This window comes from Olivibacter domesticus (assembly GCF_900109575.1).
Taxonomy (GTDB): domain Bacteria; phylum Bacteroidota; class Bacteroidia; order Sphingobacteriales; family Sphingobacteriaceae; genus Olivibacter; species Olivibacter domesticus.
The window spans coordinates 1-12,862 of the sequence record NZ_FOAF01000008.1; the positions used below are offsets into that span (position 1 = coordinate 1).

At 39.2% G+C, this 12,862-nt stretch carries 8 protein-coding genes and 1 rRNA gene; 3 read left to right on the plus strand and 6 right to left on the minus strand.

All coding sequences use genetic code 11. The annotated features are described in order from the left end of the window. The first annotated feature begins 138 nt into the window (after window positions 1-138). A 5S ribosomal RNA gene (rrf, locus tag BMY50_RS21435) occupies window positions 139-250 on the plus strand. 177 nt (window positions 251-427) lie between these two features. Continuing rightward, the gene (locus BMY50_RS21440; RefSeq protein ID WP_093328913.1) at window positions 428-1,426 is read left to right on the plus strand and encodes an LLM class flavin-dependent oxidoreductase; all 999 of its coding nucleotides are present in this window, start codon (window positions 428-430) and stop codon (window positions 1,424-1,426) included. 109 nt (window positions 1,427-1,535) lie between these two features. Here BMY50_RS21440 and BMY50_RS21445 read toward each other — a convergent pair whose 3' ends face one another. Next, entirely contained in the window at window positions 1,536-2,345 is an 810-nt protein-coding gene (locus tag BMY50_RS21445; RefSeq protein ID WP_093328917.1) for an NYN domain-containing protein, read from the minus strand. A 376-nt stretch (window positions 2,346-2,721) separates the two neighbouring features. Here BMY50_RS21445 and BMY50_RS21450 point away from each other — a divergent pair, with 376 nt between their 5' ends. Further along, window positions 2,722-3,099, plus strand: a complete 378-nt coding sequence (locus BMY50_RS21450) for a DUF423 domain-containing protein (RefSeq protein ID WP_093328921.1) — start codon at window positions 2,722-2,724, stop codon at window positions 3,097-3,099. A gap of 787 nt (window positions 3,100-3,886) precedes the next feature. Here the strand turns inward: BMY50_RS21450 and BMY50_RS21460 are convergent. From BMY50_RS21460 to BMY50_RS21480, 5 genes are all read right to left on the minus strand, one after another. Continuing rightward, complete coding sequence (locus BMY50_RS21460; protein ID WP_093328927.1) at window positions 3,887-4,936, minus strand: DUF6807 domain-containing protein; 1,050 nt, start codon at window positions 4,934-4,936, stop codon at window positions 3,887-3,889. Window positions 4,937-4,947: 11 nt separating this feature from the next. Continuing rightward, window positions 4,948-6,297 (minus strand): Gfo/Idh/MocA family protein, encoded by a 1,350-nt coding sequence (locus BMY50_RS21465; RefSeq protein ID WP_093328930.1) that lies wholly within the window; start codon window positions 6,295-6,297, stop codon window positions 4,948-4,950. Window positions 6,298-6,651: 354 nt separating this feature from the next. Continuing rightward, window positions 6,652-7,506, minus strand: a complete 855-nt coding sequence (locus BMY50_RS21470) for an endonuclease/exonuclease/phosphatase family protein (protein ID WP_093328932.1) — start codon at window positions 7,504-7,506, stop codon at window positions 6,652-6,654. Window positions 7,507-7,530: 24 nt separating this feature from the next. After that, the gene (locus BMY50_RS21475; RefSeq protein WP_093329350.1) at window positions 7,531-9,312 is read right to left on the minus strand and encodes a RagB/SusD family nutrient uptake outer membrane protein; all 1,782 of its coding nucleotides are present in this window, start codon (window positions 9,310-9,312) and stop codon (window positions 7,531-7,533) included. 38 nt (window positions 9,313-9,350) lie between these two features. Beyond that, window positions 9,351-12,860 carry a SusC/RagA family TonB-linked outer membrane protein gene (locus BMY50_RS21480; protein ID WP_093328935.1) on the minus strand — a complete coding sequence of 1,170 codons (3,510 nt, stop codon included), beginning with the start codon at window positions 12,858-12,860 and terminating at the stop codon, window positions 9,351-9,353. Between the last annotated feature and the right edge of the window lie 2 nt (window positions 12,861-12,862).

Consider the following 12,862-nt stretch of genomic DNA (forward strand, 5'->3'; position numbering starts at 1 on the left):
ACCACGTTGATAGGCCGCAGGTGTAAAGGTAGAGATACCATAGCCGAGCAGTACTAATAGCCCGAAGCTTTCTCAAGCAGCAGCAGACTGTTGTCTTCCTGTTTTTTTTCTTCCGGTATATATGTCATATAAAGATATTCGGGTGCCTATATCGGCGGTGTCCACCTCTTCCCATACCGAACAGAGAAGTTAAGCCCGCCAGAGCCGATGGTACTGCAGTAACATGTGGGAGAGTAGGTCGGTGCCACCTTTTACTGGGCCGTACAGCATTGCTGTACGGCCCTTTTTTTTGTTACAGCCAAATGAAATGGATTGGCCATCCCCAGTTTTTTCTCCGAACTTAAACATGCGTCATTGGATTTATTTTGACGTTACGCTTACAGCACAGATTCTTTTTTGATAGTAGTGAAGTTTAACTTTGTTGTTAATGACAAAGCAAATTCCCTTATCGGCTCTTGAATTGGCCGTAGTAGTTGAAGGCGGAGACGCCGGCACTGCAATTAATAGTACTGTAGAAGTCGCTCAACACATAGAACAATTAGGATACCAACGCATTTGGTTAGCAGAACACCACAACATGGAACATATAGCGAGCTCCGCTACCGCGGTGCTTATTGGTCATGTTGCAGGCCACACAAAAAATATTCGCGTGGGTTCTGGTGGCATTATGTTGCCTAACCATACACCTCTTATTATCGCGGAGCAATTCGGAACTCTTGAAACATTATATCCTGGTCGAATTGATTTAGGCTTAGGAAGAGCACCTGGTACGGACCAACTAACAGCGATGGCTATAAGGAAGAATAATATGAATGCCGCCTACCAGTTTCCTGACGACGTGAAAGAGTTGCAACAATTTCTTCATACTGAAAATGTAGCTAGTAAAGTGCGCGCATTTCCAGGAGAAGGACTCGATATACCCATTTGGATATTAGGATCTAGCACCGACAGTGCCCATTTGGCTGCAAAATTTGGCTTACCATATGCGTTCGCCTCTCATTTCGCTCCAGCCCAATTTCGCGCTGCCATAGATATTTATAAGCGTGAATTCCGTCCTTCCGATCAGCTTCAAAAACCTTACGTAATGGCCTGTGTGAATATTATTGCAGCGGAAACAGATGAAGAAGCGGCAGTACTTTCAACGAGCTTATTTCGTATGTTTATTGGCATTCTTACTGATAGACGCCAACCTTTGCAACCCCCTGTCCCATCATTAGAACCTTATTGGAACCCAGAAATACAATATGCAGTGAATAATATGACGGCTTGCACGTTTATAGGAAGTAAGGAAAGCATTCGCCAAAAATTATCAGTGTTTATTGCGGAAACGGGTATTGATGAGTTGATGGCAGCTTCTTATATCTATGATAGCGAAAAGAAATTGCGGTCGTTCACGATTTTGAAGGATGCTTTAAGCGAGATATAGATTGGTTATTCGGGTTTCCCTGCTGAGGTATAAGTTGAATATTGATGTCGCATAAGGTAAGTGACCGCTTGAGGATAAGATAGGTCAGTGGTGAATAATACTTGGTTAATCAATATTCTTTTTTTGATTTAGAAGATCGTTTATTATCTTTATTTTTAATGTAGATATGTTTTATTTTCGTGTTTTCAACATTTTTTTCATCAATTTCAAAGTATCTATTTAGCGACTTAAATAAGGGAGCCAATTTTAAAAAGCCATAAATACGAGGGTCGAAGTCAGGTTTTCTTTTATTGAGCAAAGCGCCGATTTCTGCTAAAAATGCCCAACCACTTTCATCGGCTACATCATTTACTGTATTTTTTAAGAGTCTTATGAAATTGCTGCTAATAGGTTCTGTGTCAACTGATTTTTGTGTCTCTTTTTCTTGTGTTTCAACTCCCTTTTCTTGCACTTTATTACCTATTGCCGCTGTAGCCTGCGTGTTATTATTACTAAGAATTTCGATGTATATGAATTTATCACAAGCAGCAATAAAAGGCTTAGGAGTTTTCTTTTGACCAATCCCTATTACTAACTTGCCTGATTCTCGAAGTCGTATAGCTAGTCTTGTAAAATCACTGTCACTTGATACAATACAGAAGCCGTCAACCTTCTGACTATGAAGAATATCCATAGCATCTATAATAAGAGCGGAATCAGTGGAGTTTTTACCACTCGTATAACTGTACTGCTGAATAGGTGTTATAGCATGTGTAAGTAAAGGATCCTTCCAACCCGCAACGTAAGGACTTGTCCAATCTCCATAGATGCGTTTAATGGAAGGAGTACCATGTCTCTTTACTTCATCTAAGATGTTTTCTATTTTTGAATTTGAAACATTATCTGCATCAATAAGAACGGCAATATTTAATTCCATCATAGTCTCTTATATACTCATCATCTAGATTAATTTTTGTTTTATTTCCCTTATCGACAGCTCGATTTTTCAAATCTCTCCTATTTACATACTGTCAAACTGTTGAATCTATATCTGTCAATAGGCAGCCTTGGATAGCACGATTCTTCATACTGTTTCAAAATGAATAAGGCGAATGTACAAAATAAGATCAATTACTTCATTTTTGGTGTAGTAATAATTGTTTTTTCTTATGTTTGATGCTCAAAATATTAACTTTGAGACTAAAGCTAAGAGCTATTACATGTTGCTTGATAACTATTCGATTACAATATTTCTAGTTTATAATAGTTCGATAGGTAGATAAGAATGAGTAGCTGTTATTAAATAGAAAATAGATATGATTGCTCAAGTTTTTGGAGCAGCCTTTGGGTTATTGGCTGTGGTTTTTGGTGCATTTGGCGCACATGCTTTAAAAAGAAGGTTTACGGACGAGCAGTTGCAGAGTTTTGAAACGGGTGTGAAATATCAGATGTACCATGCTATTGTGTTAATCGTAGTTGGGCAGTTATGTGAGGAGACTGCAACTTTTTATCAAGCATTCACAGTTTTATTCATTGTCGGTACATTTTTATTTTCTTTTAGTATTTATGGTCTTTGCCTAAGCGCTGCATTTGGTAATAAACTCAGGTTTTTAGGCCCGGTTACACCTCTAGGAGGACTGCTTCTCGTTGGGGGATGGATGTTGCTTTTATACCAGTTTGTAATGGCTCTTTAGGTTCTGTACACATAGGTTCAATCAAAATCTATTCCTAACCGTCTATAAAGATTATGCAGCGTGAAGATTTGTTTACTTGTATTGTTATCTAACGACTTTACCCCGTTTTTGCAACTAGTATAACAACATGCTATTTTCTGCCCATGTCCCCACTCAGGTGTGAGCGGCAGCATAGTAGTCAACAAAGTCAATGTTAGAAAACTAAAAAATAGTGAAAAAGCAATTTTTGTCTTGATTTTATTAATACCGAGCATAATACAATTCTATTATATGCTGAATCCCGTAAAATTTATGCCGTATTTTTAAAATGCTTATTTACAGTGTCTTATTTGTTTTATGTTGACGGTTATGTTCGAAATCGGACAGTTTTTTGTGCGTTTTCGAACTGTAAGGAATGTAAATTGACTTCTAGCGATTGGCACGAATGAAGTATTTATTGATGCTTCAAATAGTAAAGATTGCTAAAATGTATTTTAATGTTTCCTTACACTACTTCTTTTTCGACTAATTTAACTAGAACTGAAACAGATAGTCGCAGGTAGTCTTTGCCAGTTCGATTATTTTGAACTGGTAAAACTGTCTGTTTATTTCTCCTTTAGTAACGAACGCTGATTTACACTAAAAATTAGCCGGGAAGTATTTTCTAAATTGTTGTTATTGTGTATACCATTCTTTGTAGCATCATAATTTAGGTTTATAATTGGTAAAAGGCCTTCAATCAAGGAGATCGAAGGCCTTTTTTACGTACATTGCCGTTAAATGATGTTGTGTAATAAAACCTATGTAATTAAGATTTTTCCTTTGCAAAGGTCTCTGCAATAGCATTCACTTCTTTGTCAGTTAAATGGCTTCCCGAATTGATAAGTATTTTATATTTGAAGATAATTGATTTCCCTGCAGGCAGGGAAAAATTCAATGTTTCTTCACCGCCACTCATTGCGTTTTGACCTAGGGGATTAGCTGCAAATAAACCGTAGCCACGTGCATGCCAATAAGTAGGGTAACCAATATTATCTGGATGATCAATGATAACGAGTGAAATAGATTCATTATCAATCTTTCCGGTTAAGTTTACCCATTTTCCTCTGGTTCCCCAAACATCATCGCCTTCTATACCCTCACTACTACGATATTTACCAGTTGTTTTTGAATTATCGAGCTTTGCCACCTCTGTTATATTTCCACTGGCATCTGTAAAATTAACTGGCTCGTTTGAAGGATGTTCCAATTCTCGCGCCAGACGGATTCCTAGTAGACCTTCTTTATTATCTTTGAAAGATACATTCTCTTTCAACGCCGTTAATTTTGTGGTTAATTCAATCGTGCGCATCTCACCGTTAACGCTGAATAAATAGCGCGTATCTTCCTTTAAAATATTAGTGCCATCTGGTTTTTGCCAGTACTTGGTTACATCTAATAGAGCATGATCATTTGTCGCTTCCATCTTATTAACACTGGCGTGTACGATGGTGCCATATTCGTTCTTCTTTTCAGCAGGTATCGCAGTAGAATTATTCCAAAAGTCGAGGCCGTTCACATCTCCATAATTAAACCAAAGGCCCACATGGTGCGGATGATCCACTCGCTCACCAGGTCTTGGATCAAAAGGCCACCCTCTTGTTATTAAAGTATTCTTGGAAGTGCGTAATGGATATAGCACTGGTTTCATTAACGATTCAGGATAGATATAGGAGGTAAGGGGTTGACCATCGAAAGTGATATCAACACGTTTTTCCACCTTATTTTCGGTAATAGCAAAACCGTTTTTTTCAGACTTAAATCCTGTAATGGTTAATATAGCAATAAGCGCCAAAATATTTATTTGTTTATAATTCATGGTGTTACTATTTAACCAACGATTACTTCTTGTTTTTCATCATTAAAAGATACCTTTTTACCTGTTTCCATTGCTATCCTCGCCATTATATTTGCGACTGAATGATTATAACCTGCCTTTACAGAGGCATTAGGGGTTTTTCTGCTACGTACGCACTCCATCCAATTCAGCATATGAAGAGATGTCATAGGATCGCTGCCCGTATTGGCCGAAGTTTCTATACGTGCAGCATTTGCCAATGTAAAAGGCTGCAACAAATTAGCTTTCATGTCCATTTCAGCCGCCATCTTACCCGATAATCCACCTTCATCTGTTACCTGATTCGTGTCTAAATTCAGCATGCCGGCATTTGAGTAGTACAACTCTTTAATGCCCCCTGCCGAATTGGTAAAGCGCGAAGAATAAAGAACTTGAAATCCCTTAGTCTTGTCATTCTTCGGGCCATAGTCCATTACCGCGGTTACCGTATCAGCGTTTGTTCGTCCGTCATCCCACATGTAAATACCACCGTTGGCTGCTACACTTCTTGGGTGCTCAAGATCAGTAAACCAATGTACAGTATCTATCTGATGTGACATCCATTGTCCAAAAATACCCGAAGAATAAGGCCAGAATAAGCGATATTCTAAATACTTTCGGGGATCCCATGCTACTTTTGGCCGATTCATTAAAAAGCGGTTCCAGTCGGTATCCTGCTCGCGTATTTCTTTTATCAATTGTGGAAGTCGCCATCTTCCAGGCTGATTAACATTCCAGGTCATCTCCACCATTTTGATGTCGCCAAATTTTCCAGATCGAATATATTCATTGGCAGCGATATAGTTAGGTGCGCTACGTCGTTGAGAACCAACTTGCAATATCTTTCCTGTTTCCGTTACAGCTTGTAGTAAGACTTTGGCGTCCTCCAATGTCTCCGCCATAGGTTTTTCTACATAAACGTCCTTACCATTACGAACGGCTTCTGCAGCCATAAGCGCATGTTGAAAATCAGCCGTACTGATGATGACCGCATCAATCCCCTTTTGCGCATAAAGTTCATCGTTATTTCGATATTTAGCGATCGACATACCTGCTTTATCCTTAATAAAAGCTTCTGCCTCCTCACGCCGCCGATTCCAGATATCGGAGACACCTACGAACTCAAAATTTAATTTTTTCGAATGGTTTAGAAAGCTAGGGCAAAGTGTACTTTTAAAACGATTGGAGAAGCCTACAATAGCCACCCTTACACGATCATTCGCACCTAAAATGCGACCATAACTTTTGGCACTGATGCCCATCGTAGATAATCCCACAATTCCCGCACCTAAAGTGGCTTTTTTGATAAATTCGCGACGTGAATTTTCATACTTTGTTGTCATATCATTATTGGTTAGTTATAAATTATATGGTTTATATTTTTTTGCGGAACAAAATCCGTTTTTGCATCATGCTAAATAATATCAAGCAAAATAATGAAGAATTACTCACTTCACAATTTCGGTTATTTTACGTGAATGCCTGCTGAATCCCGCAATAGATAGCTAATCAGTACAAGTATAATGACATAGCAGTTTTAAAAAAAATAAAAGCTAGGAAAAATCTACGCAATCGATATCGTTTACATTGAAATCGGTATTTGACCAAGAAAACAACGTTAATTTATCTGTTTTTAACCAAAACCCTCTCGCTAAGCTAATTATAATAGCAAGAGGGCTTAAATGATGGACTTGCATCTACTTTTTAAACGCTAGTACTGTAAGAATCGGAAAGTGATCGGAAGGAAATTTACCACGATAGGTATCTGTTAAAATTCCCCACTTTTTAGCGTGGATATCTTTTGTTACAAAAATATGGTCGATAATTTGATCACTGGCCAATGCTTTTGTCGAACCAAAAGAATTAAAAGACGCATTGCTTTTATAGGGATATTGTACCTGTATTTGTGTATCGAAAACTAATTCAGATTGTGCTAGTGTCTTATACCACTCCGTATCACTGGCACCATTAAAATCACCTGTTAAAATAGTGGGCGCCCCCTCGGCTATCTCCTTTATCTTTTTTAGAATCAAATGACTGCTTTCCTTTCGGGCGATAATGCCTTGATGGTCATAGTGAACATTAAAGAAGTAGAAGGTACGTTTACTTGCTTTGTCTTCTAAAAATACCCAAGAGCATATACGTTTGTGTGACTGTGCATCCCAGCCAAAACTAGGCTCGTCGGGTGTTTGAGAGAGCCAGAAATCTCCTTTGTCCAACAAATTGAATTTGTCTTTTTTAAAGTAAATTGCCGAATGCTCTCCAGCGTCTTTTCCATCATCTCGGCCAACACCGTAACGGTCGTAATTAGGTAGTCCAACACTGAGATCATCAATCTGATTTTTTAATCCTTCCTGTGTGCCAAAAATATCAAAATCATGAAATCGAATAAGAGAAATAATTACTGGTGCACGATCTTGCCAAAGATTACCTGTATCGGTTTTGTTAGCATAACGAATGTTATAAGAACCAACTGTAATGGTTTGTGCATAAAGTCCGTTGATTATCAATAACAGAACGATAAGTAGGGAATATACATGTTTTGTGCTCATCTTTATAAATTTGCGGTTGGGAGTTTAGTTCTCCCAACCTGGGTTTTGTCCGATATTCGGGTTTAATAAATAGTCTTCTTGTGGAATAGGATATAAATAATGCTTTTCCTCCCAATGCCGGTTAATGTTATTCAGCCACGTCAATTCGCCAGATGTACTATTTTTTAACTGTTGTGGATTTACTCCTCCACTAATGGTAGGACCTACGTTTACATAGGTAACACCAGGAATCCGTTGGGCTGGTTCCTGTTGAAAGAAGCAAACATCTAATATACCGTCCTCGTTAAGATCAAGTGGCGTATTTAGCGCAGGTACATAAAAGCCGTTCCATGGCAGATCCATCAGTTCTCCCTTGTGCCAACGTACAATATCATAAAAGCGAAAGCCCTCCAACGCGAGTTCGATACCTCTTTCCCTACGTACTTCCAAAAGTATTGGATCGCTAGTTTCTTTAAAATAATTCTGTTGTAGATATGGATCTACCTGAGTAGGTAAGGAAGATGTGTTTCCCGTAATACCTGCGCGTCGGCGAAGCGCGCCAATTGTATTGTTCCAATCAGTGGCGCTAAGTACGCCAAGTTCTGTCTTGGCTTCCGCGTAATTTAACAACACTTCTGCATATCTAATTATACAGATAGAATTCGTATTGCGCGTGCCACCGTCATAAGATGTATTATCAACGGTCCATTTTATTGGTTGATATCCCGTATAGGTATAAGAAAATACAGGAGGAGCCGCTTCCGGTTTTCCGCCGTTTAGGCGTTTGTAATCACCCATACGGATAGTTTGCTGCAAGCGCTTATCCCGGCCCTTTACTTCCTCTGCAAAAGTCATCGTGGCATAGTTTGATTTATTTGTAAATGGCGTACCATCAATATTGAGGTACGTATTAACGAACGTACGAGTAAAACTCAATCGAGCACCGTAAGTAGCACTCGTCCACCACCAGTTTGCATCGTTTAAAACATTTAAAGAAGCGTTCATTACTGCTGATAACATTATTTCCTGCGCAACAGGGGCATCACTAGTAAACAGTTGTCGATAAGAAAGTTCTTCTCCACCAGCAGTATTTAAGCTAAACCGATTACCTTGGATTACGACTTCAGCTGCATTAGCAGCCTCTTGGAGCCATTGATTGGCCGATCCACTAAGATTGTATGCCACATGATATTTTCTAAAGGTACCTTCAAATAAACATACCCGTGATTTAAAGGCATAAGCAACGTCCTTCGTAATAAGACTTCTGGTAGCATCGTTTGTGGCCGTAATGTTTTGGCAAGCATAATTAATATCGGCTAAGATTGAATCCATTACTACGGTTCGATTATCGCGACCATTGAACAAATTAGGGTCATCAATAGTAAAGGGTTTGCTAATCCAAGGCACATCTCCAAAACGTTTAACTTTATCGAAATAAAACCACGCCCGGAAAAAACGAGCTAAGCCAATATAATTGTTTTTTACTTCTGTACTCAGTAATGGACTATTGCAATTTGCTATAAAAAAGTTCACATTACGCAAATCTTCCCAATCCCAGCCATCACTTTGTTGAGGGCCATAAGCGCCCACACGTAAAAAATCAGGTACCTGGCTGCGCGCGCCATAATCTGACATTTCGTCGCCACGATGAATATTATTTGCCGTGGGTAAAATATCATAAAAAGAGTTTGCATATAAGGCTAAGCCATTCTCACTATTAAAAACAGCCTCGCCGGTTGCAGTATCTTCAGGCTGTTGATCTAATTTTTGGCAACTGGTGAAGATAATCATAAGTACTGCGAAAAACAGCCATTTAGTCGCTTTCATTTGATTTATATTTAAATGCTTTATCATAATTCTTTTGATTAAAAAGTGGCCGATATACCAAAAGATATACTCTTTAACATAGGGTAATTATTTCCGTTACCACTGTTGTTATTATTGGGGTCGGCTACAGCATCAGTAGGTGGATTGAGGAGCGTGTCCGAACGCCAAACATTTTCTACATCTAAATCTTTGGTGCGTTTATATAAAGGCGACCAAGTAAAAAGATTTTCACCCGAAACGAATATTCGTGTTGCACTCATTCCCAGCCGTTTAATCCAATTTTCTGGAAGCATATAACCCAGTTGTATATTTTTCATGCGGATATAAGCTACATTTTGTAGATAACGTGTTTGATTTTGCCGAAGTGTAGCTTGGTCATTCTGCGCAATGTATCCTCTATAGCGTGGTAAATAGGCATTTGGATTATCCTCCGACCAAATTTCACCCAGTTGCCAAGTAGGAATCTTATTATACGGGCGATTGTATTGCCCCCAGAAAATGGCCGCTTCTCGTCCAGGATACCAATCTTGTTTTCCTACGCCCTGAAAAAAAACAGAAAACGAAAAACGATTCCAATCGGCTCCCAAATTAATGCCATAAGTATATCTAGGCGTCGTATTACCAATGATAGACATATCGCCAGGATTTCCTACTGTTTCGGTCCCTTTATCTATTACACCATCTCCATTAAGATCTGCAAACTTAATGTCGCCTGGAAGTGTTTGTCCACTGGTAGATGATTTATAAAGAATTTGTGTAGGAGAGCTGGCGATATCTTCGGCCGACGTATAAAATCCAGCTGTAGTGAAACCCCAAATTTCGCCTAACTTCTGGCCAGCATAATAATCAGAGAGCCGTTTGTCAGGGTTATTATATTTAGTAACCTCCGCTTGGTAATCTGCTAAGTTTAACCGGATATTATAATGGAAAGGTTTGGCACCAAGGTCAAACTTGTCATTCCATTGAACAGAGACCTCCCATCCTTTTGTTTCCAGATCAGCATAATTGCCTTTCGGCACATCGGTGCCAAAAACAGCGGGTAAAGTCATGCCCACCGTAAACATATCGGTTGTTTTGCGTATATAGGCATCTGCTACCAATGTTAGGCGATTAGCTAACATACTTACATCTAAACCTACGTTGGTTGTAGTAGAAGTTTCCCAGGTAAGACCATCTGGCAATACGCCTGGCTGGCCCGTTTGTTGCGGACGTACGCCGTTTAAAATCCTTTCTGATTGAGTAATCTTGTATCGCTCTTGAAAGGCATAAGACGCAATACTTCCGTTTCCTAGTGATCCATATGATGCCCTTAATTTCAATTCAGATATAAAGTTTGGCGAAACATTCCAAAAAGGTTCACTATTAATGCGCCAACCAGCAGAAATGGAAGGGAAAAAGGCGAAGCGCTGGTCTTCCGGAAATTTCGAGGATCCATCGTATCGCCCATTGGTTTCGATGAGATAACGGTCCTTATAAGCGTAATTTAATCGATAAAATCCACCACGAATAGCCCATTTTTCTCTACCTCCTAAAGTAGTTATAGATTGCCCGAGGGCTAAGTTGATGTCTGTACCATCTTCAAAGATAAGTCCGTTACGGGTAGTGGTAAGGGATTTAAAGGTAGACTGCTCATTGTTAAAACCAACTAACGCTTTTACATAATGGCCGTTCGTTAATTTCGGCTCATATTCAGCATAGACGTTCGTTGCAAGATAATCGGTAAGCCTATCCGTAAATTGCAGATCATTCGTATTGGTTCCTACATATTCAATTACCCCCGGAATCCGGCTATATGGCACTTGAACACGTCTTCTTTGCTCATCGTTATTGGTCTGTTGAAAAGTGAAGTCTGCATTTACACGAAGTTGATTGCTGAAAAAATTAGTGTTTACAGAACTGGTGTTTCGGAAAACCCTTCTATCCATATCGACACCATTTTTACCGTACCAAAAATCACCTACTGTATAAGCTGCAGAATAAGTAAGTGTTCCGTCTGGATTAAACATAGGTGCCATCGTGTGTCCCTCATCAGAAATATTACGCCAGATACTCCCGCCTTCGCCAACATTTAAAGGATTATGATATTTAATACTTGAATAATCTGCATTATTGGCAAATCGCAGCCAAGGAAATACTTGTAAGGAACCTTTAGCACGGAGATTATAAGATTTATAATCATCAGAATTATAGCGAAAAAGGCCGCTTTGATTGAACATTCGGCCGGAGACATAAAAATCAGATTTACCTTGGCTTCCGGAGATGGTGATGTTATGGTCGTTAGAATTGTTATGGTCTTTATAAAGTTCCTTATACCAATCGGTATTGCCATAGTATACATATTCTCCCGCTTCATTTACGTCAACTTTTGGTAAACTTGGATCTGCTGCTCTACGCTGATACTCTGCCAAATATTCAGGAGAAAATTTAACAGTTTTATTAACGTTCTGCGGTGTTTGAGAATAATCGTTCCAAGCTGACCAAGAATCGTTAAACATTGTAGCGAACTGATAACCATCTGTAACAAAATCGGGCGATGCCACAGGACTTTTGATACCATGATTAAATGAATAAGTGACACTGGTTTTATCAGGATTCGGATTTTTAGTCGTAATTAATATAACACCAAAAGCTCCTCTGGCTCCGTAAATTGCTGCAGAAGAAGCGTCTTTCAATACAGAAACGGTGGCTACGTCGTTCGGGTTAAGTCTACTAGGATCTCCTTCAACTCCGTCAATAAGCACCAGAGCGTTACCTCCTTGACCAATTGACGTTATACCTCGGACATTATACGAGGGCGACTGAATGGGTTTGCCGTCGAGCGGCACCAAATTCAAATTGGGTATAGTTCCCTGCAAGCCTTGGGTGAGATTAGGAATGGCCCTATTTTCAAGCACCTTGCTTGTTACCTGATCTACGGCTCCGGTAAGATTAACTTTCTTTTGTGTTCCATAGCCAACCACCACTACCTCGTCCAAGCCTTCGAATCCTTCTTTTAATGTAACTTCTAAGGTGCTTTTACCATTCAGTGGTATTTCTTGTGTAAGATAACCTGTGTAGGAAATTATCAGAATGGATTGTAGATCGATATCTTTTAATTCGAAAATCCCATTATCATTGGTTACAGTAACCCGCTGTGTACCCTTCACTTTTATGGACGCTCTTGGCAGGGGAGTGCCAGTGGTATCCGTAATTTTTCCATTCACCGTATTCTGCTGCGCATGATCAAATGAATTTTTGTTTATTACCAATGGTTCCTTTTTCTTGATAACTACAGCATTGCCTTTGATGGTGTAAGTAAGTTGTTGATTTTGCAAAGCCAGCTGTAATACTTGAGAAATAGAGGCATCTTTCACGGAAAGATTAATAGGTTTAATTTGCTTTAAGAGCTTAGCATCATAGAAAAAATCAAAATTAGTTTGCTGATGAAGATTTGTCAAAAACTGCTCCACAGATAAATTTTTTGCCGAAAGGGTAATGTTTTGAGCATTCCCAGGCTTTGCATATCCTTGAAGGATACTGAGTAAAATCAGGAAACCTGTAATTTTCATGA

Excerpts from the sequence above, each read along its gene's own strand:
- BMY50_RS21480 (WP_093328935.1), bottom strand. The coding sequence starts at position 12,860 with ATGAAAATTACAGGTTTCCTGATTTTACTCAGTATCCTTCAAGGATAT.
- BMY50_RS21465 (WP_093328930.1), bottom strand. The coding sequence starts at position 6,297 with ATGACAACAAAGTATGAAAATTCACGTCGCGAATTTATCAAAAAAGCC.
- BMY50_RS21445 (WP_093328917.1), bottom strand. The coding sequence starts at position 2,345 with ATGATGGAATTAAATATTGCCGTTCTTATTGATGCAGATAATGTTTCA.
- BMY50_RS21460 (WP_093328927.1), bottom strand. The coding sequence starts at position 4,936 with ATGAATTATAAACAAATAAATATTTTGGCGCTTATTGCTATATTAACC.
- BMY50_RS21440 (WP_093328913.1), top strand. The coding sequence starts at position 428 with ATGACAAAGCAAATTCCCTTATCGGCTCTTGAATTGGCCGTAGTAGTT.
- BMY50_RS21450 (WP_093328921.1), top strand. The coding sequence starts at position 2,722 with ATGATTGCTCAAGTTTTTGGAGCAGCCTTTGGGTTATTGGCTGTGGTT.
- BMY50_RS21475 (WP_093329350.1), bottom strand. The coding sequence starts at position 9,312 with ATGAAAGCGACTAAATGGCTGTTTTTCGCAGTACTTATGATTATCTTC.
- BMY50_RS21470 (WP_093328932.1), bottom strand. The coding sequence starts at position 7,506 with ATGAGCACAAAACATGTATATTCCCTACTTATCGTTCTGTTATTGATA.